The 26,567-nt window shown below is 63.7% G+C and carries 24 protein-coding genes; 12 read left to right on the top strand and 12 right to left on the bottom strand.

The genetic code is table 11. From position 1 onward, the window contains the following. Positions 1-413 precede the first annotated feature (413 nt). The 5 genes from trxB to gloA all read left to right on the top strand — a co-directional run bounded on the left by trxB (position 414) and on the right by gloA (position 5,934). The gene (gene trxB / locus F816_RS0106995) at positions 414-1,529 is read left to right on the top strand and encodes a thioredoxin-disulfide reductase (RefSeq protein ID WP_019594127.1); all 1,116 of its coding nucleotides are present in this window, start codon (positions 414-416) and stop codon (positions 1,527-1,529) included. A 4-nt stretch (positions 1,530-1,533) separates the two neighbouring features. After that, a complete protein-coding gene (locus tag F816_RS0106990) occupies positions 1,534-2,811 on the top strand; it encodes a GNAT family N-acetyltransferase (protein WP_019594126.1) in 1,278 nt (425 codons plus the stop codon). Positions 2,812-3,228: 417 nt separating this feature from the next. Then, positions 3,229-3,984, top strand: coding sequence for a leucyl/phenylalanyl-tRNA--protein transferase (gene aat / locus F816_RS0106985; protein ID WP_026333175.1), 756 nt, complete (start codon positions 3,229-3,231; stop codon positions 3,982-3,984). 314 nt (positions 3,985-4,298) lie between these two features. Then, positions 4,299-4,973, top strand: a complete 675-nt coding sequence (locus tag F816_RS0106980) for a hypothetical protein (protein ID WP_019594124.1) — start codon at positions 4,299-4,301, stop codon at positions 4,971-4,973. A gap of 460 nt (positions 4,974-5,433) precedes the next feature. Beyond that, complete coding sequence (gloA, locus tag F816_RS0106975; RefSeq protein ID WP_019594123.1) at positions 5,434-5,934, top strand: lactoylglutathione lyase; 501 nt, start codon at positions 5,434-5,436, stop codon at positions 5,932-5,934. 213 nt (positions 5,935-6,147) lie between these two features. Here gloA and F816_RS0106970 read toward each other — a convergent pair whose 3' ends face one another. From F816_RS0106970 to F816_RS0106950, 5 genes are all read right to left on the bottom strand, one after another. Further along, positions 6,148-6,774, bottom strand: coding sequence for a peroxiredoxin (locus F816_RS0106970; protein ID WP_019594122.1), 627 nt, complete (start codon positions 6,772-6,774; stop codon positions 6,148-6,150). A gap of 180 nt (positions 6,775-6,954) precedes the next feature. After that, on the bottom strand, positions 6,955-7,611 hold the full coding sequence (locus tag F816_RS0106965) for a hypothetical protein (protein ID WP_019594121.1): 657 nt from the start codon (positions 7,609-7,611) through the stop codon (positions 6,955-6,957). A 187-nt stretch (positions 7,612-7,798) separates the two neighbouring features. Further along, positions 7,799-9,283, bottom strand: coding sequence for a sigma-54-dependent Fis family transcriptional regulator (locus F816_RS0106960; RefSeq protein WP_019594120.1), 1,485 nt, complete (start codon positions 9,281-9,283; stop codon positions 7,799-7,801). A 67-nt stretch (positions 9,284-9,350) separates the two neighbouring features. Then, entirely contained in the window at positions 9,351-10,355 is a 1,005-nt protein-coding gene (cydB, locus tag F816_RS0106955) for a cytochrome d ubiquinol oxidase subunit II (protein WP_019594119.1), read from the bottom strand. Positions 10,356-10,358: 3 nt separating this feature from the next. Continuing rightward, positions 10,359-11,765 carry a cytochrome ubiquinol oxidase subunit I gene (locus F816_RS0106950; protein WP_019594118.1) on the bottom strand — a complete coding sequence of 469 codons (1,407 nt, stop codon included), beginning with the start codon at positions 11,763-11,765 and terminating at the stop codon, positions 10,359-10,361. A 367-nt stretch (positions 11,766-12,132) separates the two neighbouring features. On the opposite strand from F816_RS0106950, the gene F816_RS0106945 reads away from it, so the two are divergent. The 4 genes from F816_RS0106945 to F816_RS0106930 all read left to right on the top strand — a co-directional run bounded on the left by F816_RS0106945 (position 12,133) and on the right by F816_RS0106930 (position 18,556). Next, positions 12,133-13,518 carry an NAD(P)/FAD-dependent oxidoreductase gene (locus F816_RS0106945; RefSeq protein WP_019594117.1) on the top strand — a complete coding sequence of 462 codons (1,386 nt, stop codon included), beginning with the start codon at positions 12,133-12,135 and terminating at the stop codon, positions 13,516-13,518. A gap of 3 nt (positions 13,519-13,521) precedes the next feature. Next, complete coding sequence (gene cydD / locus F816_RS0106940; RefSeq protein WP_026333173.1) at positions 13,522-15,246, top strand: thiol reductant ABC exporter subunit CydD; 1,725 nt, start codon at positions 13,522-13,524, stop codon at positions 15,244-15,246. Continuing rightward, entirely contained in the window at positions 15,239-16,927 is a 1,689-nt protein-coding gene (cydC, locus tag F816_RS0106935; protein WP_019594115.1) for a thiol reductant ABC exporter subunit CydC, read from the top strand. The genes cydD and cydC overlap by 8 nt, the downstream gene beginning before the upstream one ends. A gap of 438 nt (positions 16,928-17,365) precedes the next feature. Next, complete coding sequence (locus tag F816_RS0106930) at positions 17,366-18,556, top strand: integrase arm-type DNA-binding domain-containing protein (protein WP_019594114.1); 1,191 nt, start codon at positions 17,366-17,368, stop codon at positions 18,554-18,556. Between the two features lie 2 nt (positions 18,557-18,558). Here F816_RS0106930 and F816_RS0106925 read toward each other — a convergent pair whose 3' ends face one another. Next, positions 18,559-19,530, bottom strand: a complete 972-nt coding sequence (locus F816_RS0106925; protein ID WP_019594113.1) for a hypothetical protein — start codon at positions 19,528-19,530, stop codon at positions 18,559-18,561. Positions 19,531-19,661: 131 nt separating this feature from the next. Here F816_RS0106925 and F816_RS14870 point away from each other — a divergent pair, with 131 nt between their 5' ends. Both F816_RS14870 and F816_RS0106920 read left to right on the top strand, forming a co-directional pair. Beyond that, a complete protein-coding gene (locus F816_RS14870) occupies positions 19,662-20,210 on the top strand; it encodes a hypothetical protein (protein ID WP_155998534.1) in 549 nt (182 codons plus the stop codon). A gap of 101 nt (positions 20,211-20,311) precedes the next feature. Beyond that, entirely contained in the window at positions 20,312-20,509 is a 198-nt protein-coding gene (locus tag F816_RS0106920; protein ID WP_019594112.1) for an AlpA family transcriptional regulator, read from the top strand. Positions 20,510-21,058: 549 nt separating this feature from the next. Here the strand turns inward: F816_RS0106920 and F816_RS14865 are convergent. Next, entirely contained in the window at positions 21,059-21,259 is a 201-nt protein-coding gene (locus tag F816_RS14865; RefSeq protein ID WP_019594111.1) for a hypothetical protein, read from the bottom strand. Between F816_RS14865 and F816_RS0106910 the strand changes: the two genes are divergently transcribed. After that, the gene (locus tag F816_RS0106910; protein ID WP_019594110.1) at positions 21,258-22,427 is read left to right on the top strand and encodes a helicase RepA family protein; all 1,170 of its coding nucleotides are present in this window, start codon (positions 21,258-21,260) and stop codon (positions 22,425-22,427) included. The genes F816_RS14865 and F816_RS0106910 overlap by 2 nt on opposite strands. A 738-nt stretch (positions 22,428-23,165) precedes the next feature. Here F816_RS0106910 and F816_RS0106905 read toward each other — a convergent pair. The 5 genes from F816_RS0106905 to F816_RS0106885 all read right to left on the bottom strand — a co-directional run. After that, positions 23,166-23,942, bottom strand: coding sequence for an ADP-ribosylglycohydrolase family protein (locus F816_RS0106905; protein ID WP_019594109.1), 777 nt, complete (start codon positions 23,940-23,942; stop codon positions 23,166-23,168). Positions 23,943-24,787: 845 nt separating this feature from the next. Continuing rightward, positions 24,788-25,321 (bottom strand): ImmA/IrrE family metallo-endopeptidase, encoded by a 534-nt coding sequence (locus F816_RS0106900; RefSeq protein ID WP_019594108.1) that lies wholly within the window; start codon positions 25,319-25,321, stop codon positions 24,788-24,790. A gap of 1 nt (position 25,322) precedes the next feature. Next, the gene (locus F816_RS0106895) at positions 25,323-25,670 is read right to left on the bottom strand and encodes a helix-turn-helix domain-containing protein (protein WP_019594107.1); all 348 of its coding nucleotides are present in this window, start codon (positions 25,668-25,670) and stop codon (positions 25,323-25,325) included. Between the two features lie 324 nt (positions 25,671-25,994). Continuing rightward, positions 25,995-26,201 carry a hypothetical protein gene (locus F816_RS0106890; protein ID WP_019594106.1) on the bottom strand — a complete coding sequence of 69 codons (207 nt, stop codon included), beginning with the start codon at positions 26,199-26,201 and terminating at the stop codon, positions 25,995-25,997. A gap of 31 nt (positions 26,202-26,232) precedes the next feature. Further along, positions 26,233-26,567 (bottom strand): integrase core domain-containing protein (locus F816_RS0106885; RefSeq protein ID WP_019594105.1); only part of this gene is annotated, 335 nt, incomplete at its 5' end.

The raw sequence follows: 26,567 nt of genomic DNA, 5'->3' as shown, positions 1-26,567 counted from the left end.
ATCGAACGTGGGATACTATAGATCGGGGATCAGGAACTGCATAGCCACTAGATATAGTGCCTCAAGAAAGAACAAGCCGCGCACAAGCCGTGGGCAAGCTGTGGATAAAATCGGCCATTCCCCGTCCTGTCGCCATTCCTGGCGAGGCGTTCGGGTTATCCACCAAACGCTGATGTAGTGACTCCCCGCGGGGTGCCCGCGGCTCACGCGAACATGAAAATGTTTTATGGCCCACGATTACCGAATCGGTATCGCGCCCGGGGCCCGCTTGGGGGCATCCACGTCCGGCGTGGCGATGTTGGACAAAGACCCGCCGCGTCCCAATAATCCCCGCCTTATCGAACCCACTTTTTTGCGTTGCCGGCCGGGCCGGCAACGCCAGCCGTATTCATCGAATCGACAGGGAGTACCGCATGAGCGACGCCAAGGACCCATCCGACAAGAAGAGCAAGCAGGCCGGCAAGAAGGACGCCCCCAAGGCCGCCGTCGCCACGGGTGCCATGCAGGCAGCCGCCGGCGCCGTCTCGCTCTCCACCGGTAGCGACACCTCGACCCAGCCGAAAAAGGGTGGCAGCGAGAAGGCAACGCGCCACTGCCCGCTGCTGATCCTCGGCTCCGGCCCGGCCGGCTGGACCGCCGCCGTCTACGCCGCGCGCGCCAACCTGAACCCGGTCGTGATCACCGGCCTGGAACAGGGCGGCCAGCTGATGACCACCACCGACGTGGACAACTGGCCCGGCGACAATGAGGGCGTGCAGGGCCCCGAGCTGATGCAGCGCATGCAGAAGCATGCCGAGCGCTTCGATACCGAGGTGATCTTTGACCACATCCACACGGTGCAGCTGAAGGACCAGCCCTACCGCCTGATCGGCGACTCCGGCGAGTACACCTGCGATGCGCTGATCATCTGCACCGGCGCCTCCGCCCAGTACCTGGGGCTGGAGTCCGAGACCACCTTCGCCGGCAAGGGCGTGTCCGCCTGCGCCACCTGCGACGGCTTCTTCTACCGCAACCAGAAGGTGGCGGTGATCGGCGGCGGCAACACCGCGGTCGAGGAGGCGCTGTACCTGTCGAACATCGCCTCCGAGGTCACCCTGGTGCACAGGCGCGATTCGCTGCGCTCGGAGAAGATCCTGCAGGACAAGCTGTTCGAGAAGGAAAAGAACGGCAACGTCACCATCGAGTGGAACCACACCCTGGAAGAGATCCTCGGCGACGAGACCGGCGTGACCGGTGCGCGACTCAAGAGCACCGAGTCCGGCGAGACCAAGGATCTCGAGCTGATGGGCGTGTTTATCGCCATCGGCCACAAGCCGAACACCGACATCTTCCAGGGCCAGCTGGATATGGCGGGCGGCTACATCAAGGTGCAAAGCGGGCTGGAAGGCAACGCCACGGCCACCTCCGTGCCGGGCGTGTTCGCCGCCGGCGACGTGATGGATCACGTGTATCGCCAGGCGGTCACCTCCGCCGGCACTGGCTGCATGGCCGCACTGGACGCGGAGAAGTACCTGGACAAGCTCGGTTGATCGCGTGAGCGCCGAGGGCGACACCCAGGCAGCGGACCCGCCCGAAGACGCCACGGGCAACACGGCGGAGCGCGTCGAGCTGCGTGACGGCCTGGCCGAAGTGGACCCGGCCGCCTGGGATGCCCTGACCGGCGGCACCGAGCCGTTCCTGCGCCACGCCTTTCTGGAAGGCCTGGAACGCCACGAGTGCCTGGGCCGGCAGTTCGGCTGGTTCCCGCAGCATGTGCTGATCTTCCGCGAGGGCCAGTTGGTCGCGGCGGCCCCGGCCTATGCCAAGACCAACAACTACGGCGAGTTCGTGTTCGACTTCGCCTGGGAAGGCGCGTGGAACCGCCACGGGCTCAACTACTACCCCAAGCTGGTCGTCTCCGTGCCGTACACCCCGGCCACCGGGCCGCGCCTGCTGGTACACCCGGAGGCGGCGGACTTCGATCACCTGCGCACCCTGCTGGTGCGCGCGCTGGTCACTCGCGGGCGCGAGCTGAACGCCTCCGGCGTGAACATCCTGTTCCCCAACCAGGACGATCTGGACGTGACCCGCGAGCTGGGCCTGGCCGAGCGCATGGGCTGCCAGTACCACTGGACCAATGCCGCGGACGGGGGTTACGCGGACTTCGACGCCTTCCTGGGCGCGCTCAGCTCGAAGAAGCGCAAGAACATCAAGCGCGAACGCCGCCGCGTCCACGAGGCGGGCATCCAGTTCCGCACGCTGACCGGGGCGACCGGATCACCCGAGGACTGGGCGCGCTTTCATCGCTTCTACGTGGACACCTTCGAGAAGCACATGGGCATCCCGACGCTGACGGAGGCCTTCTTTGTCGAGACCGCGGCCGAGCTTGGCGACCAGGTGGTGCTGTTCGAGGCCCGGCGCCCGAGCGCGACGGACCCGGATGCGACGGACCCGGGCGCGAAGGGAGACGGCGAGACCATCGCTGCGGCGCTTTGCTATCGCAGCCACGACACCCTGTACGGGCGCTTCTGGGGCTGCACCGAGGAGCTGGCCGACCTGCACTTCGAGACCTGCTACTACCAGGGCATCGAATTCTGCATCCGCGAGGGGCTGACCCGCTTCGAGCCCGGTGCCCAGGGCGAGCACAAGATCCCGCGCGGCTTCCTGCCCACACCCACCTACTCCGCACACATGATCCTGACCGAGGGCTTCGAGCAGCCCGTGCGGGACTTCTGCGAGCGCGAGGCTCAGATGATGCGCGCCCAGTGCGAGCGCCTGCACGAGCACTCGCCCTATCGTCAGGTCCAAACCGACGATGCACCCAACACCTGACCATATCCCCCCCGTAGGAGCCTGCTCGCAGGCGAACACCCTTGCCCGCATCCCTGTAGGAGCTCAGCCCCCTGAGCGATCCAGCGCCGGACCCGTCCCCATCGGCCAGAGGGCTGGCCTCCTACAGCACGGGACAACCCCCACCCCTGTAGGAGCCTGCTCGCAGGCGAACAGGACCTGCGCAATGGACACTCGGGCAGGAGCTTCGCCTGCGAGCAGGCTCCTACCGCGCCGTGCCCATCCCCCACCCCCCGGTGAACGTCATCCCGGACACCGCGAAGCGGTGAGCCGGGATCTCCGGGGCGAGCCCCGGCGCAGTGTTCCAGCGGATTGCCAGCACACAAAGATCCCGGCTCTTCGCTGCGCTGCGGCCGGGATGACGGCTGGGTGCGCACGGCCACCGGAGAGGCCGACGCGATGAGCCACGGCCCCCAGATCACCCTGCCCTGGCTCGATCCGGAGCATCCGGAGGCGCCGTTTCCGGACCCGGCGCAGGCGTTGCGCGAGCCCAACGGGCTACTGGCCGCCGGCGGCGATCTCTCCGTGCCGCGTCTGCTGAATGCCTATCGCTCCGGGGTCTTTCCCTGGTTCGAGGCCGGGCAGCCAATCCTGTGGTGGAGCCCGGACCCGCGCGCAGTGCTGGAGCCGAGCCGGTTCCGCCTGCATCGCAGCCTGAAGAAGGCGATCCGCAATCGCGGTTACACGGTGAGCTTCGATCGCGCCTTCGAGGCTGTCATCGACGCCTGCGCCGGCCCCCGCGACTACGCCGATGGCACCTGGATCACCACCAGCATGCAGCGGGCCTATATCGCGCTGCACCGCACGGGGCACGCGCACTCGGTGGAGGTGTGGGACGGCCCGCGCCTGATCGGCGGGCTTTATGGCGTGGCGGTCGGGCGACTGTTCTGCGGCGAATCGATGTTCTCGCGCGAGCGGGATGCCTCCAAGATCGCCCTGGCCTGGCTGTGCCGCCACCTGGTCGCCTGGGGCTGGCCGCTGGTGGACGTGCAGATGGAGACGGAGCACCTGCTGAACCTGGGTGCCGAGGCTATACCCCGGGGCGAGTTCATCGCGCGCATCCGCGAGATTGCGCAGGAGCCGGTAGAACCAGGGCCCTGGCGGACCGACCCGACGCTGAGCCCACTGGATAAGGGGTGGCACAGCCAGACGTAGCGTCCAGTCCCGACGGCGCTGCCCGGGCCCGACGCGGGCAGGGGCTTCGCGGGCAAGCCCGCTCCCACAGAGGGCGCTCGCCGGCCTCCCACCACCGTCATCCCGGCCGGAGCGCAGCGGAGAGCCGGGATCTCCCGACAAAGTCACCAGGCTCGTCCACTGGACCGTCTCTCCGCACGCGGGGATACCACGCGGGCTTCGCAGGTCGGCCCGCTCCCACAGTCCAATCCTGACCCCGCTGCCACGATGATCTTTTAACCGGCAAGGAGTGCTTTATACTCGCGGGCCATGGGGGCACCGGGCGGGAGATTCGGGTGAACAAGGCAGGATCAAGGAAGACGCGGCGGGCGCTCGTCGCCATTTCGCGGGCCGGGCTACTGCTGGCGCTGGCCGCCATCACCGCCGGCTGCGCCGCGCTGGCACCCTCTCCGCCCCAGGACCAGAGCAACATCTGCGAGATCTTCCGCGAGCAGCCGCGCTGGTACGACCATGCGCGGGATTCCGAGCAGGAATGGGGCACGCCGATCGCGACCCAGATGTCGTTCATCCAGCAGGAGTCCTCCTTCCGCAGCCACGTGCGCCCGGACCGCGAGCGCCTGCTCGGCTTCATCCCGTGGAGCCGCCCCTCCTCCGCCCGGGGCTATGCCCAGGCCCAGGATCCGGTCTGGGGCGAATACCAGGACGATGCCGGCAGCCGCTTCGCGCGACGTTCGCACATGAAGCACGCGACCGACTTCATCGGTTGGTACAACGCTCGCACCCAGCGCATGACCGGCGTGTCGCTGTACAACTCGGAACACCTCTACCTCGCCTACCACGAGGGCCAGGGCGGCTATAACCGCGGCAGCTACCAGAGCAAGCCGCAGGTCCGGGCCGCGGCCCGACAGGTGGCGCAGCGCGCCGACCGCTACGAGTCCCAGCTACAGAGCTGCGAATCCGAGTTCCGCTGCCGGCGCTTCTACCAGGTCTGGCCGTTCTGTCGGCAGTAGCCGCCGCGCCGGCCGCCTGTGCCTGCCCCGGGAGATCCCGGATAACCGCTTCGCGGTTTCCGGGATGACGATGCGCTGGATGCGCTAGTCGTGGCCTCCCACAGCGATCGTAGGATGTGATGAGCGCAGCGAATCGCATCAATAACCGACGCCCGGAATATTCCTTCAGCCTCCGGCCGATGCGATTCGCTCCGCTCATCACATCCTACGAGGCTGGAGTGACCCGGCGCCGGGGTACCACCCACAGACTGCCGCGTCGGCTCCGCCTCCTCGCAGTGACGGTGATGAATAACCCGCACCAGCGTCAGCCCCCTTTCCCTAGTCATCCCGGCCGCAGCGCAGCGGAGAGCCGGGATCTCCCGCCGCAGCCCTCAACGCGTGACGGTCGCACTTGCGGGAACCTCGCCCCCTGTGTTCCGGTCTTTCGGGACACCCCCTTTGGCCGAGACAAGGACGCACCATGAGCGACAATCCGACCGCAGGCTTTCGCTTCAACCACACCATGCTGCGCGTGAAGGACCCGCAGAAGGCGCTGGACTTCTACCAGCGCGTGTTCGGCATGCAGCTAGTGAAGACCCTCGACTTCCCCGAGTTCGAGTTCACGCTCTACTTCCTCGCGCAGCTTGGCGAGGACGAACCGCAGCCGCCCAAGGACTCCGGCGAGGCCACCCGCTGGATGTTCAGCCAGCGCGGCATTCTCGAGCTGACCTACAACTACGGCACGGAAAAGGACGCGGATTTCCACTACCACGATGGGAATGAAGAGCCTCAGGGCTTCGGCCACATCTGCTTCTCGGTGCCGGACCTGGACGCCGCCGTGCGCTGGTTCGACGAGAACAACGTCGAGTTCGTGAAACGCCCCGACGAGGGCGGCCTGAAGGACATCGCCTTCGTGAAGGATATCGACGGCTACTGGATCGAGATCCTCGAACCCGGGCGCCTGACGGGGCTGGGGCGGTAGGTCTCCACCCTTGACGGAACCGCCAGCGCTGGCAGGGGCTTCGCGCGCGAGCGCGCTCCTACAGGGTTGGGGCTCACCCTGGCTTATTGCAAAGGGCGGACGCCCGACCTTCACGAACGCTGTCCCCGGACACAAAAAAGGGCCCCGTTGCGGGGCCCTCCACCATCCAGAGTGTTCCGGCGTTTGCAGCCGGTTCGATCGTAGACCGATCGATCAGACCTGCGTGTAACGCAGGTAGGAGCGGATCTCCTCGAAGCCCTGCGGGAACTTCTTCTGGGCATCTTCGTTGCTGACCGTCGGCGGGATAATGACGCGGGCACCCGGGGTCCAGTCGGCCGGAGTGGCAATCCCGTGCTTGTCGCCAGTCTGCAGCGCATCGATCACGCGCAGGATCTCGTCGAAGTTGCGGCCCACCGACATCGGATAGGTCATCATCAAACGGATCTTCTTGTTCGGGTCGATGATGTAGACCGAGCGCACGGCTGCAGTCTCGCTCTCGCCCGGGTGGATCATCTCGTAGAGCTCGGAGATCTTCTTGTCGGCATCGGCAACGATCGGGAACTCCAGCGTGGTGTTCTGGGTGTCGTTGACGTCCTCGATCCACTTGTTGTGCTCGTCCACCGTATCCGTGGAGAGACCCAGCGGCTTGGTGTTGCGGTCTGCGAACTGCTTGGCCAGCTGGGCGGTACGACCCATCTCGGTGGTGCACACCGGGGTGAAGTCGGCCGGGTGGCTGAAGAAGAAGCACCAGGAATCGCCGATCCATTCGTGGAAATCGATCTTGCCCTTGGTGGTGTCGATCTGGAAATTCGGTGCGGTATCACCCAAACGTAGTGTCATGATGGACTCCTTATCGTGCGTAGTCGGATTTGGAAGCTCATGGGGCGTTGCCTCCATGTGCGTTCCACAGTATCCGGTTTACCGTATTTAGTGAATTACTAATTCACTAACCCAATAATAGTTTCTACCTAACGAAGAGCCGGGCGGGCAAAGGCCCGTCCCGGCCCCACCTCGGCGGTCTTACATGCGACGGAACAGCTCTACGAGATCCTCGCGCATGTCCTGGCGCCCCATCTCCTCGGTGGTGAAGCCTTCGCCATCGAAGTTCACGCGCAGCATGACCGCCTGCCCCGCATCCAGATCCGGCTGCAGCGCGACCATATTCAGACCCTGCAGGTAATCGGCGACAGCCTCGTCGGCCTCGGCGACGGCCTGGACCTGTTTCTGCATCCACGAAGAGATATGCAGCACCAGGGTGCCGTCCCATTCGGACGCGGCGAGTTCCTTCAGGTAGGCGTGGGCCAGGGCCACGTTCTCGTCACGATCCAGCTCACCCCCCAGCGCGAGATAGGCCACGTCCTTGTCGGCGGTCACCTGCGCCGCAGCGGCGCCATCGTTGCCGGAGCGCATGGTGGCGATGCGGAAACCCGCCTGGAGATCGGCCGACAGCATCGCGGCCCCCAGGCCGCCCGCCAGGGCCCCGCAGATCGCGGACGGATTATTGATGACAACCATCGACTCGGCGCCCATCTGGTTCACGATCGCCTGCCCCACCCCGGCGCTGGCCATCGAGCGGATAGTCTGTTGCTCCCCGAAGGTCAGGGGCTCGGCCGAGGCCAGCATCGGGCTGGCCAGCATGGCGACGGACAGGGACAGTGCAATTGCGGTCTTCTTCATGGTGAAACTCCTGCTCTCTTCTGCATGGGCACATCGTTACTTTCTGATATATGGAGCTGAACCTATGCATCCCCGCTCTGTGGCGGGCTGCACTGCGACGCTCAACCGCTCCCGTTGGCGCCGATAAAACTCGGAGCCGCGCCGCTACTGCCCTGCACGGCTCGTCAACAAGGTGTTCACGTCGACGTCAGGCCTCCGGCTCGTCGGCCCCGCCCTCGAGTTGGCGCAGACGGCGGTACAGGCTGCGTTCGCTGATCCCCAGCTCTCGGGCCAGGGTACGCCGATCGCCGGGATAGACCGCCGCCGCGTGCCGCAGATACTCGCGCTCGACGTCCTCCAGGGGGCGCAGGTTCTGGGGATGCAACAGGCCATGCAGGCCACCGTTGTCCTGCCTACTGGCCGCACTCGCCCGTTCCTCCACCCAGGCCGGCAGGTGCTCCGGACAGATGGCCTCGCCATCGGCCAGCAACGCGGCCCGTTCCAGAAGATTGCGCAGCTCCCGCACATTGCCCGGGAATGGATAGCGCTTGAGGAGCTTGAGGGCTGCGGCATCCAGCCGCGGCGGCACGGGGAGTTCCAGGCGCTCGATCAGTGCGTCGACCAGAAGCGGGATATCCTCGGCGCGCTCGCGCAAGGGCGGCACATTGATCGGGAAGGTATTGATCCGGTAGTAGAGGTCCTCGCGGAACTCGCCCGCGCGCACCATTGCCTCCAGGTCCCGGTGGGTGGCACACACCAGGCGGAAGTCCGCACGCCGTGACTCGACGCCCCCGACTCGGCGATAGGCGTGGGTCTCCAGCAGGCGCAGCAGCTTGACCTGCTGGCTTAGGGGGATATCGCCCACCTCGTCCAGGAACAGGGTCCCGCCCTCCGCGGCTTCGACCAGGCCGGCCTTGGCGGTGGTTGCGCCGGTAAACGCCCCCTTCTCGTGGCCAAACAGTTCGCTCTCGAACAGCGTCTCGGTCAGGCCGGAGCATTCCACCGGGACGAACGGCGACTGGCTCCGCGGACTTTCCTCGTGGATCGCGCGCGCGACCAGCTCCTTGCCGGTACCCGACTCGCCGAGCAGCAACGCCGAGGCATTACTGGGCGCCACCCGGCTGATCAGCCCGAGCATGGAATTGAAGGCCTGCGAACGTCCGACCAGCCCGCTGGCACCGGCCTGCGGAGTGGCTACGGGGAGGTGATGCAAGCGTTCCAGAAGATACCGGACCTCGCCCCCCTCGCCCCGGATGGGGGTCAGCTCGACATCCACATGCTCGCGGCCCGTGGCCGTGTGGTGCACATGCAGGACACGCTCGCGGCGGCCACTGCCCAGGGCCGCCCGCAACGGACAGGCCTCGCCGGCCTCGTCGCAGGGACGCCGGAAGCCGTGCGAGGCCTCGAAGCAAGTGCGACCGGAGCCTCGATCATCGGTGTCGTACACCCGTTGATAGGCACTGTTCGCGGCCAGGATCCGGTAATCCGGGGCGAGCAGAATGGCCGGCTCCCGAAACGCCTCCAGCATCTGCCGAAAGGTGTCGATCTCCGTATCGTCCCGCTGCAGTTCCTTCTTCGGGCTACTGGTCACGTCGACTCGCACAAGGGGATCCTGGAATGCGTAACCGACGGTCGAACTGATTCCGTCGCGCTGCCCAATAGACACGTTCAGTCGCGTGATGTTCAACGGCATGCGTCTACCTCCAGGCTCCCGCCACCCTTGTGCTCGTCGCGCAGGAGAGGCTTCCCCTGATCGCGGCCTAGTGATAACCGGTCTCCGGGGTGACCTTCCCGCGGAATACCCAGTAGGTCCACGCGGTGTAGCCGAGGATGATCGGGATCACGAACAGCGCACCCACCAGGATGAACAGCTGGGCATCCGGCGACGATGCGGCATCCCAGAAGGTGTAATCCGGCGGGACCACGTACGGCCACTTGCTCACCAGCAGACCCAGATAGGTCGAGATGAACAGGAAAATGGTGGCGACGAAGGGAATCCCCTCGTCGCGCCGCCGCACCGCCCGGATCAACACCCAGGCGGAGAACAGCGCCACGGCCGGCAGCCCCCAGAGGTATTGCCAGGTGCCCATCCAGCGTTCCATCACCTTCGGATCGATGAACGGGGTGATCATGCTCACCGCACCGAACACCAGCAGAACGATCGCCAGCATCCACGGGGCCACCCGATAGGCAAAGGCCTGGGTTTCGCCGTCGGTCTTCACGATCAGCCAGGTCGCCCCCAGCAGGGCGTAGCCCGCCAGCAACCCGATCCCGGTCAGCACGGTGAAGGGTGTGAGCCAGTCCAGCGGTCCGCCGGCGAAGGCGAAGCCGTCCATCTCGAACCCCTGGATGTAGGCGCCCACCACCGCGCCCTGGGCGAAGGCCGCCACCGCGGAGCCGATGGCGAACGCGGCATTCCACAGGCCCTTCGAGCGATGCGCCTTGAAGCGGAACTCGAAGGCCACTCCCCGGAAGATCAGACCCGCCAGCATCAGGAAGACCCCGATATAGAGTGCCGGCAGGAACACCGAGTACACCAGCGGGAAGGCGGCCAGCAGCCCTGCGCCGCCGAGGATCAACCAGGTCTCGTTGCCGTCCCATACCGGGGCGACCGAGTTCATCATCACGTCCCGCGAGGTCTCCCCCGGGGCGAAGGGAAACAGGATCCCTACCCCGAGGTCGAAACCGTCCATCAGCACGTAGGCAATGACGCCCACGGCGATGATGACGACCCAGATCAGCGTGATATCAAGCGTGGTTTCCATCGATTAGCTCCTTGCACCGCTAACCGCGGCATCATCAATCGAGTTGTCGGCGGCCGAGAGGGGACGCTTGGCATGCGCCGGCGAATGCATGGCATCGGCCGGTTCCGGACCCTGACGCACGATGCGGACCAGGTAATAGACACCACCGGTGAACACCGCTGCGTAGACCGCCACGTAACCGATCAGCGTGAACAGGGCCATACCACCGGTCAGGGCGGGCGTGATGCCCTCGGCGTGGTTCATCACGCCGTACACCAGCCAGGGGGCACGTCCGGTCTCGGTCACGAACCAGCCCGCCACCACCGCGATGAACGGCGCCGGGATCATCCACGACAACCCCTTCAAGAAGAGCGGGGAGGAATACATCCGGCGGCGGAAACGCAGCCAGGCACCCGCCAGCACGAACAGGATCATCACCATGCCGATCGCGACCATGATGCGGAACGACCAGAAGGTAATGCCGACCGGCGGACGCTCTTCCGCGGGGACCTCCAGAAGGCCCGGCACTTCACCGTCCATCTCGTGGGTCAGGATGAAGCTCGCCATCTTCGGAATGCCGATCTCGAAGTGATTGGTCTCGTTGGCCGAATCCGGGATGGCAAACAGCAGCAGCGGCGCACCGCGTTCGGTCTCCCACACGCCTTCCATCGCCGCGACCTTGGTCGGCTGGTGCTCGAAGGTGTTGAGGCCGTGGATATCCCCCACCACCAGCTGTGCCGGGGCCGCGAGCAGCAGCACCCACATGGTGGTGCCCAGGGCCTTGCGGTTCATCACCACGTCACGCTGGCGCAGCAGGTACCAGGCCGAGACCCCGGCGACCACGAAGCCCGCCGTCAGCAGCGAGGCCAGGCCCATGTGGAAGAAGCGCGGCCAGAAGCTCGGGTTGAAGATCGCGGTCATCCAGGACGTGACATGGAAGACCCCGTCCTGCAGCTCGAAGCCGACCGGGGTCTGCATCCAGCTGTTGGCGACCAGGATCCAGAACGACGAGATGAACGTGCCCAGTGCAACCATCAGGGCCGAGAACAGATGCACGCCCTGAGGCACCTTGTCGCGTCCAAACAGCAGCACGCCCAGGAAGGCGGCCTCCAGGAAGAACGCGGTCAGCACCTCGTAGGACAGCACCGGCCCGAGGAAATTGGCCGTCGCATAGGAGAACGCGCTCCAGTTCGTCCCGAACTGGAACGACATGACCAGTCCGGAGACCACGCCCATGCCGAAGACCACCGCGAAGATCTTGATCCAGAATTTGGATATCTGGGTATAAAGGGCATCGCCGGTCTTCCACGCGCGAAACTCCAGAAACGCGATAAACGAAGCCAGCCCGATCGTGAAGACCGGAAAGATCGCGTGAAACGAAACCACGAATGCGAACTGGATTCGCGATAGCAGTATGGGGTCGAGCTCCATGGCCTTTCCTCCGTAGTCAGGGGTACGCCGACATGACGTATCGTGGAAACTCCTAACAAGTACCGTGCCAGCCTTCGCATCCGCGACGATGCAGGCCACCTGCGCGGCAGAAACAGCCAATTCGGCGATGCTCGGACAGGGGCTAGAGGCGACATCCAGCTGCCATATTTGGCAGTCTCGCCCCCAGCAACTGTCACCGATGGCAGTCGCGGCGTGCCAGCATCGGCACACAAGGCGCACTGCACCGGCCTGCCAGTGTTGGCATGCAACTTGTAAGCAATCCGTCACACGGACCGCCCTGAGGCGGCTGACACTGACAACCGGCCCGCCGATACGCGGCGCGGCAGACGGATACGCGGAGAGAGCCATGCACCATCCCGAAGACCCGAAGAAACCGGCGATTGCAAACGACCTGGCCCGTCAGGCCGACGATGCGCTGCGCGGGCTATCCCGGCGCGATTTCCTGAAGATTGCCGGTGCCGCCGGCCTGGTGTCCGCGACCGGCGTGCATGCCGCCCCGGCCCGCGCGGCCGTCTCCAGCCAGGCCCGGATCGTAGTGCTGGGCGGGGGTGCGGCCGGCATGACCATGGCCGCCCGCCTGCGCGACCTGCTGGACGGGGCGCGGATCACCATCGTCGAGCCGAGCGAGATTCATCATTACCAACCGGGCTGGACCCTGGTGGCCGCCGGCGTGTATTCGGTCGGTGAGGTGCAGCGGCGCAACGAACGCTACATCCCGCGCGGCGTGGACTGGGTGCGTTCCGCGGTCGCCGCGATCGACCCCGAGTCCCAGCGCGTCGAGACCACCGACGGCGATCGCCTCGACTACGACTTCCTGGTGGTCGCGACCGGCTTGCATCTGGACTTCGAGGCGATCGAGGGACTGCGCCGCGAGGATATCGGGCGCCCCGGCCTGACCAGCCTGTATGCCAGCGCCGAGGCCGCGCGCGATGCCTATGAACAGATTCATGCCTTTGGCGAGAACGGCGGGGTCGCCCGCTTCACGATCCCAGATACCCCGATCAAGTGTGCCGGCGCACCGATCAAGGCCACCTTCATCGCCGATGATCTGCTGCGCACCGCCGGACAGCGCGGCAGTGCCGAGTTCCACTACCACACCGGTTCGGACACGCTGTTCAGCGTGCAACGCTTCGACCACATGGTGCGCGACCTGTACGGCGAACGTGACATCGGTATCAACGACGGCGGCTTCCTGTCCGCGGTCGATGTGGACGCCCGCCGCGCGACCTTCCGCAATGCCAACGGAAGCGAGGAAACGGTGGACTACGACTACCTCCACGTGACCCCGCCGATGCGCGCCCACGACTTTGTGCGGGAGGCGGAACTGGCCGTCGAGGACGGCCCAATGGCCCCCGGCGGCTGGCTGGCCGTGGATGACCGCACACTGCAGCACGTGAAATACCCGAACATCTTCGGCGCCGGGGACGTGGTGTCGACCGCAATCGGCAAGACCGCCTCCACCGTGCGCTCGCATGGCGCGGTGATGCCGGACAACCTGGTGGACGTCATCCAGGATCGCGAGCCCTCGCGCCAGTTCGATGGCTACACCTCCTGCCCGCTGATCACCGAGGTGGGCAAGGCCGCGCTGGTCGAATTCGACTACAGCCTCGAGGAGGTCCCGACCTTCAGCTTCCTCGATCAGGGAGAACCGAGCTGGATGTGGTGGCGCCTGAAGGTCCACATGATCAAGCCGCTGTACTTCAACATGCTGCGCGGGCGCTACCTGCGCTAGTCGATGACGGAACCCTTAGGGACAGACGCGCAAGGGACGAGCGAAGCCGCCTCACCGGGGCAATGGCTTCGCATGCGCCAGCAACCGCACCGGCGCTGGCTGGCCCTGAGTGCGGCCAGCACGCTGGTCGCGACACTGGCCACCATTGCCCTGGCGGGGCTCGTGGCCTGGGCGGTGCACGCCACCCTGTTCGCCGCCACAGCGCCCGCCCTCACGGGCATCCTGCTCGCGGGCCTGGGGCTGCTGGCCCTGCGGTATTCGGCCCAGGCCCTGCGCGATCTGGCCGGTCACCGCCTCGCCTTTGCGGTGAAGCAACAGCTACGCGCGGATCTCCTGCGCCAGGCACGCCTTGCGGGGCCGGCACGGCTGGCCGGGCAGACCACCGCGGGCGCCTGGGCGGAGCAGTTCCAGACGCGTGTGGATGACCTGACCGGCTATTACGCACGCTACCTGCCGGCCCGCCAGGCCGTCATCCTGACACCCGTGGCCATCCTGATCGCGGCGCTGTGGCTGGACTGGCTGGCCGCCCTGTTGTTGCTGTTCGCCGCCCCGCTGATCCCCGCGTTCATGGCGATCGTCGGCATGGGTGCGGAACAGATCCATCGGCGCCAGCAAGAGGAGGAGAACCAGCTCGCCGGACATTTCCTCGACCGCATCCGCAGCCTGGACTGGCTGCGCCGGGCACGCGCGATTGCGGCCACCGAGGCCGAGGTCGTCGAACGCAGCCATCAGCAGCGGCGGCTGACCATGCGCACCCTGCGGGTCGCCTTCCTGTCCTCGGCGATCATGGAGTTCTTCAGTGCCGTAGCGATCGGCATGGTCGCGATCTACATCGGCTTCGCCCTGTTCGGCGCCCTGGACTACGGGCCGGCCGGCGACATCACCCTGTTCACCGGCCTGTTCATCCTGCTGCTGGCGCCGGAATACTTCCTCCCGCTGCGCCAGTTCGCCCAGAGCTACCATGACCGTGCCGGCGCGCTGGCCGCCGCTGAGGGTCTTGCGCCGGCACTGGTGGCGCCCGCGGCCCCAGTGGATTCCGCCACTGCCGAGGATGGCGCCCCCCGCGAAGAGGATTCCTCGGCACCCTGGCTGGAGCTCAAAGGGGCCTCCGTGCACTATCCGGGGCAGCGCACGCCGGCACTGGTGGGTCTCGATCTCGCGGTACAGCCCGGGGCGCAGCTCGCGCTGACAGGCCCCAGTGGCAGTGGCAAGTCCACCCTGCTCGCGGTTTGTGCAGGCTTCCTTTCACCGACCACGGGCACCATCCGGCGCCATCCGGAAGCGCGCCATTTCGCCTGGATCGATCAGGATGCGCATCTGTTCCACGGCAGCCTGCGCGAGAACCTGCAGCTCGCCCACCACGATCCCATCCCGGATGCGGACATGGCCCGCGCCCTGCAACAGGCCGGCCTGCCGCTGGATGCCCCCGAGCTGCCGGATGGCCTGGACACCGCCATCGGCGAGGCCCGGCACGGGCTGTCCGGCGGCCAGGCCCAGCGCGTGGCCGTGGCGCGCGCCCTGCTCTCCGGCCACCGCCTCTGGCTGCTCGACGAGCCCACCAGCGCGCTCGACCCGGACACCGAACAGGCCCTGCTGGACACGCTGTTCCAGCTGGCCAATGCGCGTGGCCTGACCCTGGTGATCGCGAGCCACCACGCCGCCATTCAGGCTCGCTGCGCGCAGCGCCTGGACCTGGCACCCGCCACACCGGAGGCCCGCGATGCATAATCCGACCCGCGCGCAGCTGGCCTTTCTGCACCGGGTGTTCCGACAACGCCGGAGCTGGTACTGGGGCGCCTGGGGGCTGCTCGCGCTGACCTGGATTGCCGGCATTGCCCTGCTGGCACTGTCCGGCTGGTTCATCACCGCCACCGCCCTGGCGGGGGCGGGGCTGCTGGCCACCCTGGACGTCTACGTGCCGTCCGGCGGCATCCGTACCGCCGCGATCAGTCGGACGCTGGCGCGCTACTTCGAGCGGCTGGTCAGCCACGAGGCGGTGCTGCGCAGCCTGGCCGACCTGCGCGGGCGCAGCTTTCGCGGCCTCGCGGCGCTCCCCATGGAACGCATCCGCGCCTTCCGCAGCGGCGACCTGCAGACGCGCCTGACCGGCGATATCGACACCCTGGATGCGATGCCGCTGCGCGTCGCCGGTCCGATGATCGCCGCGGCATTGAGCCTGATCGTCACGCTGATCATGACCGCCTGGCTTGCGCCCTGGCCCGCCACGGCGTTGCTCGCAGCCTCGGGTGTCGCAACGCTTGCGGTCTCCGCCCTGCTCGCCCTCGCCGGACAGCGGCGCAGCCACGCGCTAGTGCAGGCTCGGGCCCGCGAACGGGTTGGCCTGTTCGATTACATCGGGGGCCTGGCCGAGCTGCTGGCCTACGACCGCGCGCGCGAACGCGAGGCCACCCTGCGCCGGGGCAATGCGGACTACGCACGCCAACAACGGGCTCAGGAGGCGTTCGGGGTCGGCTCTGAACAAATCGTCCAGGGGCTGGTTGGCGCCGCCGCCCTGGTGATGCTGGTGCTCGCACTCGGCTGGTATCGAGACGGGACCCTCACCGCGCCGGTCGCGGTCCTGCTACCGCTGATGACCCTGGGACTCGGCGAGGTGCTGGGCAGCCTGCCCGGCGCATGGTGGCGCGCCGGCGAGAGCCTGGAGGCGGCCGGGCGCGTACGGCAGCTGGACGGTGCTACGCCCCGGCAAACGCCAGACGAATCCCTGCAGACCCAGTCCGCTCCGAACAGTCACCCCATGCTGATGAGAGCCGAGGCCCTGACCATCGGCTTTCGGCGCGAGCGCCCCTTGCTGGGGCCGATCGATGTGGCCCCCGCGCGCGGTCAGCCCCTGGTCATCAGCGGGCCCAGCGGGCGCGGCAAGAGCACACTGCTGGACACCCTCGCCGGCGAGCTCCCGCCACTGGACGGGCAGGTGTCTCTGGCCCACACCGATCTGCAGCAAATCGCCACCGATACCCGCTACCGGCATATCAGCTACCTGCCCCAGGGCCTGCAACTCCCGGACACGAGCATTCGCGCCATTCTGAACCCGGGCACGAGCGTGGTGAGCGACGAAGTCCTGTGGCAGGCCCTGGAACGGGTGGATCTCGCGACTAGCGTACGCGATACCGACGAGGGCCTGGACTACCGCATCGGCGAGGGCGGTGCCTATCTCTCCGGAGGCCAGCGGCGCCGCCTGGCACTGGCGGCCGTGGTTCTTCAGGATCGGCCCGTGGTGCTGCTCGACGAACCCTTTGCCGGCCTGGACACGACCACACAGCAAAGGGTGCTCGAACGCCTCCAGCCCTGGCTGCAGGACCGTCAATGCATCCTCGTCACCCATGCCCCCGAACAGCTGCCGGCAAGCTGGTCGAAACTCGACATCACGACTCCTTGGGTCCAGAGCTGACCCATAAGCACATGGGGGACGCATTGGGGGACGGCCGCCGGGGCCAGACGTGCGAAAGGGGCCACTGGGGCCCCTTTGCAGGATTTGGCGGAGAGTAAGGGATGACGGCCGGCTGTGCCGTCCGCCCTCCGGGCGCCTGCGCTGCGCTTCGGCGTGCTGGCGCCGCAGGGCGGCGCCGGTCGAACCCGATTTTCTTATCATCGAGGGTTCGAATCCCGGAAATGTCGGGGCCAGACGTGCGAAAGGGGCCGCTCGGGCCCCCTCGCTGGATTTGGCGGAGAGTGAGTCCGCCGACCCCACATCCATGGGCGTCCATTAACCCCCTATTCCCTTCCATTTTTCAAATACTTGGTGTACTACTAGTTCCTATCCAATCCAACGCAATCCAGATCAATTGGGGGACTCGTTGGGGGACCGATACCAGGATAGGAACACCGTATGGCACTGAACAAACTGAGCGCACGCCAGATCAAGAACGCCGCTACTGGCAAGTACGAAGACGGGGGTGGATTACGGCTTGTCGTTTCTGCTAGCGGGGCGAAGAAGTGGGTTCTACGGCTCACAGTCGAAGGGAAGCGACGCGAGATGGGCCTGGGGACATATCCCGATGTATCCCTCGCGACTGTCCGCGAAAACGCCACGGCTTTCCGCACCCTTGCCCGCAATGGTGTCGACCCGATCGCCACGCGGGGTACTCGCGTCAAGGAGATCCCCACGTTCGAATCATGCGCGGCACGATACGTCCGTGCCCACCGTCGAGGATGGAAAAACCCGAAGCATCAGCGACAGTGGGTCAGGACACTGAAGAACTACGCTCGTCCAAAAATCGGGCAGAAACGAGTCGACGCGATCACTACGGACGACATCCTCGAGATCCTAGCGCCCATTTGGGCCAACAAAACCGAAACGGCTAAACGCGTCCAGGGCAGGATCGAAAACATCCTGGATTACGCAGCCGCGCATCAACATCGCGAGGAATCCAACCCTGCGCGCTGGCGGGGGCACCTCGACAAGCTCCTGGCTAAACCCTGTCGGGTAAAGCAGGTCACTCATCACCCCGCCATGCCTTATGAGGATGCGGCCAAGTTCATGGTCGAGCTCCGCGACCTGGATGGAATCGCCCCGATTGCCCTGCGCTTCCTGATTCTGACTGCGACACGAACCAAAGAGGTACTGCTTGCCGAGTGGGATGAATTCGACTTCGCCAACGAAACATGGACCATTCCAGCCAACCGCATGAAGTCACGTCGGGAACACCGCGTTCCACTCGTGCCGGCGACCCTCCAACTGCTTGAAGAGGTCCCCCGCCTTACCGAGAACCGATACGTCTTTCCGGGGAGGATCGCCGGCAAGCCACTGTCCAGCATGGCGCTACTCACCACGATGCGCAGGCTCGGCTTCGGACCCAAAGGGGCACGCGGCAACTATGTCCCCCACGGTTTCCGCTCTTGCTTCCGCGACTGGTCCGGCGAAGTTTCCAGCTACCCCAGAGACGTCGCCGAGATGGCCCTAGCCCACGTCATCGAAAACAAGGTAGAGGCGGCCTACCGGCGCGGTGACCTATTCACGAAGCGCAGCCAAATGATGCAGGACTGGGCCATTTATCTAACAGGCAACGAGCGGGAATGACGTCAGCTCCACACATCCTGCGCACGAAGTGTGAAAGCCTTGTTGGTATCGACATCCTTGACGAAATCCGACCAAAGGCTCGCGCCAAGCCTGCGCTTAGAAAACGCACCGGCCATGGTTAGGAATGCCCTGAGGACTGCGGACATGTCGGCGGCAAAGTCCGCGAGCGTAGTTTCGGTATCGCGTCCGTAGGCAAGAAAGAGAGCCTCGCGATAATTTGCCTTTCCGCGATACCGATATGCCAGGTGGATAAAGCAAAGGGATTTCTTCTTCAGTCGCTCATCTCGAAGCTCTTGAGCGGCCCTTGTCCGGAAGTTCTCAACTCCTAGGTCCCTAAATTGTCGCGATTTCTTCAGCTCTTCCATTGCCCTCCAGGCATACCAGCCCGCAGATCCCGATAGATATTCGGCAACCGCTCCGCGTGCCTCGGCAACATTCTCCGGCCTGTAAATTAACTTGCCGATGCTGCCCTGCTTGTATGCTTTTACCTCCGGCTTGTAGGTTTTCTCGACCAAGCTGTTCAGACGCCAGCTGAATGGGGCCATGGCGAGGTTTCGGCTAGCGATCTGCTCGTCCCATTGTCGCGCCGTGCCTGAGTGATCTTCCTGGAAAGAGCCTGCCTGGGCCGCCGTCATCGCACTTGCCGCATTGGCGATACCGTAATACCAGGCAAGCACGCCAACCCGGGCGTAGTCGGTTGCCGTCACGCCTCCTCGCAACTGCTCAAGTGCCGAGAGATGATGGAGAGCAAGGAAGAGTTGTTCGAGAACGGTATTCTCGACTCGCACGCCCATCCTCCGTTTCCCCTCGCCCTTGTAGAAGCCCTCTGCATTCCCGAAATCAATGCCTTCATCCTCGATCAACAGGCGCAGAGCCCGCATCCAGTTGACTGTCGAGGCTAGCGCGAAATGCGGGTCCGGCTTGCCTTCCGGCTCGTTGATCGTCCCCGTCTTAATGATGCGGTCATACAACATGGCGAAGGAGCCTACCCGACTGGAAACCCGCCGGCCAGCGGCATCAGCGAGGGTGCAACACGGCGATGCCCGAGATAGGGTGTATGGCATCCCAGCAATCCCCTTTCAAAAATCTCACACGGCGATCAGAAATGAAGAAGAAAGTCTATGCGCGATATGGCCCTCCTCTAACTGAAGCAAAGATAATCGAACAAGTTGGCATTATTGCCAGCTCACCCTCAACACTAATCGATTACATCCAAATTCTGGCCAAAGAGCATCAACCACATAGCTCACCTATAGATAAAGCGCTTAAAGAAGAAGCACTTCGTGTATCCAATCTTACGGGGGAAGAACAGATCCTAGCAGCATTCAAGCTAGGGCAGCTACATACATTGAAGGGCCTTATAGACGAGGAATCAGAAAAATACAGAAAACAAGGATCGCAGAATAAGAAAAAGAAATGGGCCTACGACCTTGCGAAACAATTAGTCAAATCTCACCCACGTGAAACACGGGAAAGGTTGTGGAACAAAATACCCACCCGCGCTGAAAGCGAGCGATCAACGGATATACCTTCTATCGAAGTCTACCGTGATGGCGAGATCCTCTGCGCTGTGGATAAGAATGGAAAGGAACAAACCCTTAAGAAAAGCACCTTCTTTACCGACTACCTGTCTGAGGCACGGCAGAACGCCTGATCACCTGACGTGAATCTCTATGTGGGGTAACAGCGTTACCCCACAACGCCCCCGGTAGCCTCCTGGCTGTTACTTCCACTACAGCATCAGGAGCACTCATTATGAGCGAAGTGATTCTAAGGCTTCCCACTGTCAAAGCGCGTACGGGCCTTTCTCGCAGCACGATCTATCTACGCATCTCGCAGGGGAGCTTTCCTAAGCCCATCACGCTCGGCGGTCGTGCCGTCGGCTGGATCGAGGCAGAGGTGAATGACTGGCTGAAGCAGCAGATCGAGTCCAGCCGCCAGGCTGCACGGTGAGGGGGCGGCGACCATGAGAGAAAAAACAAAGGGCCGCACTGGCTGGCACCAGGCGACCCCGAATACTTCTGCAAACACAAACGATTTTACCCGTATCGTTTCCCAACGAAAAGCGACGTTGGCGGGGTGGGACGGGTTCTCTATCGGCCAGCCGAATCGAGAGCTTCCCGGACCATTCTGGCCAATGGATCCACAACATCAATGCTGTGCCATCGGCGTAAGGGCGGAAGCGGCGTTTATCAGTCACCCATCCGCTGAGAGCCGAAAGACCGCATGGCGGACTGCAACGCGCCGCGCGAAGGCCATCCGACGCCTATCTGGTCAGGCCAAAATCGCCGCAGCTCGCCTCTGGCTCGCTGCCGTTCGGCAGGCCCTGGAGGTGCGGCCATGACTGCGCGCAAGCTACCCCCCTATGCGCGCTACCATGCCGACCGCTTGCGTGACCCGAGAACATCCGTATGGGTGGCCACGGGGGACGGTGCCTGGCATTGGGCGCGCAGGCGCATAGAGGGGCCTGGCTGGTCCTGGTCCGGCCCACACTGCAACCAACTAGCGATCGTCGCTCACCCAGAAGATAACCCCGCGGATCTCGATTGGCGCTGCCTCACTGGCCACGACCCGGTGATCCTGGTTCGCGTCGGCCATGTGGAAGGCCCGTACCTGCGCGCCCTGGTCGAGGCCATGATGCGCGACGGAGTGCAGCGCATCCTCGGCGAGAAAGGAGACCTGTTCATCGCGGAGGTGGCTCATGTCTGAAACCATCGCGATCCCGGTACAGAAGCCTGCGCCGGGCTTCCGGCTGGTACATATCGGGGACCTCGAGTTCCGTGCTCCCCGATTTTTGATCCGCGATTACCTGGAGGCTGAATCTTTGGCTTCGCTGTTCGGTGATCCCGGGTGCGGCAAGAGTTTTCTGGCCGTAGACGTGGCGTGCTGCGTTGCTGCAGGTGTCGAATTCCACGGGAACCCTACCAGTCAGGGCTCGGTGATCTACATTGCTGGCGAAGGCTTCAACGGCTTGAAGCGCCGCTTCGTGGCATGGGAAAAACAGCACGGGCACTCACTACAGGAGGCCCCGCTGTATATCTCCAGCGCGCCGGCCGCCCTGTCAGAACCGAAGTCCGCGCTGGCGGTATGCGAAGCCGTAGATGCCGTACCTGCCCCCGCCCCGTCTCTGGTCGTGATCGACACAGTGGCCCGCAACTTCGGCCCGGGAGACGAAAACAGCACGCAGGACATGGGCCGGTTCATTCAGGCCGCTGATATGATCCGTACGCGCTATCACTGCACCGTTTTACTGGTGCACCACACCGGCCACGCAGACAAGACCCGCGCTCGCGGCGCAATGGCATTGAAAGGCGCGCTGGATGCCGAGTACCGGATGGAGCAAGACGAAACCGGTCGCGCGCGGGTAGAACCTTCAAAAATGAAGGATGCGGATTTCCCGTTGCCGCTCGCATTTGAGCTCAAGTGCGTACCCCTGGGTGTTTACGACAACGATGGCCGCGAGGTGACGTCTGCCGCCCTTGTATCTACACACTATGAACCCAGCCCCCTATCCCCTCGCCCGCCTCGTGGGCGGTGGCAGCGCACCGCTCTCAGTGAGCTGGAACGCCTATACCGGGAGCGCAGGGACACTCTGGAGGCCGGCGGATTCGATACAGGCACAGCTCGCGTAAGCGTCGATGAATGGCGTGACGCCTGCATCGCAACGGGCATGGCTCGAAACCGATGGCACGACGCTCAGAGAACCCTGATCGAAAATAGGTTCGTTACCAGCAAGAACCGCTTTGTAAGTCCAGCATCCGATCCGTCCGGTTTCTTAGGAAAACCGGACCGGACGGACGGCACAAACCGGACAAACCGGACGGAAACCGGATACGAAAGCGGACACAAACCGGACGGGGCTAACCCATGAAATCCACCGTAAGGCCCGCGGAGCGACCTCACGACCTATCGGATGAATGTGTACCCTGACCTGGCGTCTCCAGAGCCAACTTCACTAGACACGAGGCACCAAGGAAGCCATGGAGAGAACCCTACTTTCGGGCTTCAAGCCTTGCGCCCTCCCTTAGAGGTACATACGGATATCCGGAAAACAGTTGACCCGAGTGGTACTCCGACAGAGGACCAGGACCAAATGGACAGCAAGGACTTCGAGTTTCGCAACCATACGCGCGCGCGTGCGCGCGCGTTTTAGGGCCTGTAAAAACTCCAAGCCTAGGCTTAGGGGGCCCCTCGCCGTCGTATCGCTACGGTTTCCGGTAGCTAAGTCGGTGAAATCACTTTTCGCAGCGCCACGACGAAATCACATCAGGGCCAGTTTGCTGGGAGGTGCTGACGTGGACTGCAAACCTATCCACTGACTCACAATGCTCATCGGCATAGCGGAAGGCTATATCGTTTCCCCAAGTGCTATGTTTGACCGTTATGCCTCTTTCATTTTTCGACATAACCTCGGCACGTTGGAAAGCATTTGGGTCCGAATCATAACTCGCGGCACACCCAGTTAACGCGATCATCGCAAACGTCGTGACAATGGGTCGCCCCATGGTAATTCCCATTTTCGCTCCCAAGAAGAGGGTTATAGTTTTTAGGCAATTGCTTCAAAGATGCTGAACGCTGAACCGAAAATGCCTGCTCAGTACGGCCTACCTTACCGAGACTTCTCGAAGGCGTCGATCACCTCACGCATAGCGTTAGGGACATGTGGCAAGGCCGATTGGACGATGGCATCCGGGATTCCATGCAGAGGCTCCGCGACGCTTCCGGCAATGGCAGCGATCGTGTCTGCGTCACCACCCAGTGACACCGCATTGCGCAGAGCGTCCTCGAAGTCCTCTGATTCCAATGCACAGACGATCGCAGGCGGAACGGTCCCAGGGGCGGTCTCGTTGTACTCGTGGACCGCGCGGAATCCATCGACACTCAGGCTTAGGTCGTAGCCGTACTCAGCCTCAAGCGCGGCTCGAATCGCCACCGGTTCGGCACCATGGCGCGCCAGCCAGATGGCGTGGGCAGTTGCCAGGGCACCTTTGAGTCCTTCGGGATGATCGTGGCTAACCTCTGTGACCTTCCTGGCCGACTCAAGGCACTCATCAAGCGAAGATGAGAGCCATGCAACCGGAGATACTCGCATGGCGCCTCCGTTGCCGAAGCTGCCGCAAGGAGGCTGGACGCTCGCTGCAGCTAACCAACTGAAGAACTTCTTGCCATAGCCACCCAAATGCGCTGCTGGCCGAACCTTACGCGCCCATTCCCGCATCGCCTCGGCCGGATCCTTCTCATTCAGTAGAGCGTCGGCGACGGCGACCGTCATGATGCTGTCGTCGGTGATCCCATTGCGATCATTAAACAGCGGGAACTCTTTCGTGGTGATCCGCCGAAATTCCCAGGGCGCGCCCACCATATCGCCGACGATTGCTCCAAGCATGCGGGTACTCTCCTGTCAGTAAGCCAGACGGGGCGACGCTAGGGCCTGAAACTCCAGGACCGCGCCCAGGGCGCAAACGAGAACTTCCACAAATGCTTACAAACGTGCTCAGCATCCGAGAAATCGCGCACTTGCAGCGGATAGACCCAAGTGCAGGGGCACTTCTAGCAGGCGGTCGCCGTATTCTAGGCTCCCCAGAACAGCCTCAGCCAGGGGTGTCAGAGCGAGGCATCCCACCACGAAGGCGGCACGAGTAGCGAAAATGGCCGTAAAGCCTTGGGAAGGGGCTTCCACTTCGGCCTCAAGGAAATTGGGCTTGTCTACATTGCCAGGTGAGTCTTGGCCTGTACGGGATATCGGCATGCCCTTCGAACAACGTTCGATCGTCGTTGTGATGGGGCGAATAGAGCCCTCAACAATCTGCCGGAGGTGACAGATCTCGGGGGGCTGGAGAACAAGTGGGGTGCCCCGAAGGACACCCCACTCGACGGCCAAGAGCCGTTACTGCCGCTTCTTCCGAGACTTCGAATTCACACGGATCGGCCAGGCTTTCAAGCCATGCTCATGAGCATAAACCCGACGCCCGTTCCGCGTAATCCACGGTCGGAAGATCACTTTTCCGCAATTTGCGGTTTTCATAATCAACCCCTTCCCACCCATATGGCGGGAAAGCAGGGCTGGAACACACAACTTGCGGCCGGTATATCGACTAACTGGGAAATTACTACTAGTATCCCAGCTGCGCTAGCCATATCGTGGCCGGCAAGAGACAACGACAGCCCGTTCCGTTGTCTTTTCCCGAGGCGAATCCGAGCTGCTACTCGGATTCGCCTTTTTTGTGCACGCTAGAGCAGACCCTCCCTGCTAACCGCACGGTGCCGGATCTGCGCAGCGTGCATGGAAACCCCACATACCGACTCAATGTCGGCAACCCCCGAACAGCATTGCTGGATAATGGCAACCGGCATGAGGAACTCGGCTGCGAAGGTGTCTGCTTGCCATTCCGAGTCCTCGAAGTGGCGATGGGTAGCCGGTGCCTTGCCTCGTGCGAGGCTCAGGCCGGGATGCAGCACGAGATGACCGATTTCATGCGCGATGGTGAAGCGACTGCGCGGATCATCCTGGTGCAAGTTGTCGTAGACATCCTCACGAATCTCCAGGTGATGCTCATCAGGCCACGCCCTAGCCTCGTCGGGACCCATCGCATCCCTGCTCACTACATCAAAACTGATATCCGCTTTCTCTAGCTTGTGCTCTAGCAATCGGCCCAGGTCGATACGAGCCACAGTGGCGACGCCGAGCAAATCGCGGAGAGCCAGTGCTATCCCGCGAATTTGGATCCGCTTAAGCGGTGGAACTCGGTATCCGCGCACGCCCATCTCAGTCTCCCAGAAAAGTACTCAGTCGATCTCTCTCGCAGTCCTTCATTTCAGGCAGTCGGCGCGCGAAGGCGGCGATTAGCTGCTTGTCACGGCCCTCGAGGTTCTGCACGTCAATGGACTTCACGTCTCGAAGAGCGATTTCCACCAAGTCTCCAGGCTCTACACCGCGCTTCCGGAAATAACGTGCCACTTTCTCGGCCAATGCCTCGCTCGCTGGCTTCCGCCCGACCTCCACAGCTGACAAATACGCCGACGATACGCCGAGCGCGTCAGCCATGTCCTTCAGCGTTACGTCTGCGTCGATCCTCAAATGCCTCACCTTTTTGCCAAACGGAGTTAGCCTCATTGCTTTCTCTCCCCAGCGACCAAATCAGCTCGCTGACCTCTCCAGATGTAATTAAATGAATACCCTTTGGACCGAGATTCACCCAGCTAGTTCCCTTCTTATTCGCACAGTCTCTATATTAACCTACTGGTTAACGATTGCAACCACGGCACCATTCCGCATGCCGCAACGGACGTCCAGCAGCCCCTGACAGTGCCCTTTGGGACCATGTACGTCGGGGGCGCCACCAACACACCCCGGCCAACGTATGAGATGGCGTCGTAATCGCTCAAAGGGACTTCCACTCCGATGGTTGTCTGCGACCCCCTATCAGACAGGGTTTGCCTACGGGCGGGGTTTGGCGCGCACGGCGTCGCCACTAAGCAGGTAGCCGACCACCACCCCCTCCGACACGACCGGCCGGATCTCGGCACGGACAACATGGGTTCCGCCTCGTTGGTGCACCTCGCGCATCAGTTTCCTGGTTGCCGCCTCAAAGGGGTCTTCGTCACGTCCCGGGGCATCCAGGGACTTCTGGTGTTCGATGACCACTAGGCCGAGATTCGATTGGATGGTGTGGTGGTCAAGTGATTTCGGACACCGCGTTAGGTGGAGTGGCTGCCGTTGGTTGCTCGTAGACGCTGGGAGGCAGGTAGCCCAGCGTCGAGTGGATGCGAACGGTGTTGTAGAACCGGACGATGTAGTCCGCGATATCCCGCCGCGCCTCGCCGTGGTTTGCGTAGCGGCGCTGCCAGACGCGTTCCGTCTTGAGGCTCAGGAAGAAGCGCTCGACAACGGCATTGTCCCAGCAGTTGCCCCGGCGACTCATGCTCGCCTGGATCTGGTGCCGGGCCAGCAGCCGCTGCCAGGCGGCGCTGGTGTATTGGCAGCCCTGATCCGAGTGCAGCAGCAGTCCCG

The organism is Thioalkalivibrio sp. ALM2T, from assembly GCF_000381505.1.
In the GTDB taxonomy this organism is placed as follows: Bacteria; Pseudomonadota; Gammaproteobacteria; order Ectothiorhodospirales; family Ectothiorhodospiraceae; genus Thioalkalivibrio; species Thioalkalivibrio versutus.
Note: the sequence above shows the minus strand (reverse complement) of the source record. Positions and strands in the feature narration are given on the sequence as shown.

Bases quoted from the DNA above. Each gene is read 5' to 3' on its own strand.
- trxB (WP_019594127.1), top strand. From the start codon at position 414: ATGAGCGACGCCAAGGACCCATCCGACAAGAAGAGCAAGCAGGCCGGC.
- aat (WP_026333175.1), top strand. From the start codon at position 3,229: ATGAGCCACGGCCCCCAGATCACCCTGCCCTGGCTCGATCCGGAGCAT.
- gloA (WP_019594123.1), top strand. From the start codon at position 5,434: ATGAGCGACAATCCGACCGCAGGCTTTCGCTTCAACCACACCATGCTG.
- F816_RS0106970 (WP_019594122.1), bottom strand. From the start codon at position 6,774: ATGACACTACGTTTGGGTGATACCGCACCGAATTTCCAGATCGACACC.
- F816_RS0106965 (WP_019594121.1), bottom strand. From the start codon at position 7,611: ATGAAGAAGACCGCAATTGCACTGTCCCTGTCCGTCGCCATGCTGGCC.
- F816_RS0106960 (WP_019594120.1), bottom strand. From the start codon at position 9,283: ATGCCGTTGAACATCACGCGACTGAACGTGTCTATTGGGCAGCGCGAC.
- cydB (WP_019594119.1), bottom strand. From the start codon at position 10,355: ATGGAAACCACGCTTGATATCACGCTGATCTGGGTCGTCATCATCGCC.
- F816_RS0106950 (WP_019594118.1), bottom strand. From the start codon at position 11,765: ATGGAGCTCGACCCCATACTGCTATCGCGAATCCAGTTCGCATTCGTG.
- F816_RS0106945 (WP_019594117.1), top strand. From the start codon at position 12,133: ATGCACCATCCCGAAGACCCGAAGAAACCGGCGATTGCAAACGACCTG.
- cydD (WP_026333173.1), top strand. From the start codon at position 13,522: ATGACGGAACCCTTAGGGACAGACGCGCAAGGGACGAGCGAAGCCGCC.
- cydC (WP_019594115.1), top strand. From the start codon at position 15,239: ATGCATAATCCGACCCGCGCGCAGCTGGCCTTTCTGCACCGGGTGTTC.
- F816_RS0106930 (WP_019594114.1), top strand. From the start codon at position 17,366: ATGGCACTGAACAAACTGAGCGCACGCCAGATCAAGAACGCCGCTACT.
- F816_RS0106925 (WP_019594113.1), bottom strand. From the start codon at position 19,530: ATGTTGTATGACCGCATCATTAAGACGGGGACGATCAACGAGCCGGAA.
- F816_RS14870 (WP_155998534.1), top strand. From the start codon at position 19,662: ATGAAGAAGAAAGTCTATGCGCGATATGGCCCTCCTCTAACTGAAGCA.
- F816_RS0106920 (WP_019594112.1), top strand. From the start codon at position 20,312: ATGAGCGAAGTGATTCTAAGGCTTCCCACTGTCAAAGCGCGTACGGGC.
- F816_RS0106910 (WP_019594110.1), top strand. From the start codon at position 21,258: ATGTCTGAAACCATCGCGATCCCGGTACAGAAGCCTGCGCCGGGCTTC.
- F816_RS14865 (WP_019594111.1), bottom strand. From the start codon at position 21,259: ATGAGCCACCTCCGCGATGAACAGGTCTCCTTTCTCGCCGAGGATGCG.
- F816_RS0106905 (WP_019594109.1), bottom strand. From the start codon at position 23,942: ATGCTTGGAGCAATCGTCGGCGATATGGTGGGCGCGCCCTGGGAATTT.
- F816_RS0106900 (WP_019594108.1), bottom strand. From the start codon at position 25,321: ATGGGCGTGCGCGGATACCGAGTTCCACCGCTTAAGCGGATCCAAATT.
- F816_RS0106895 (WP_019594107.1), bottom strand. From the start codon at position 25,670: ATGAGGCTAACTCCGTTTGGCAAAAAGGTGAGGCATTTGAGGATCGAC.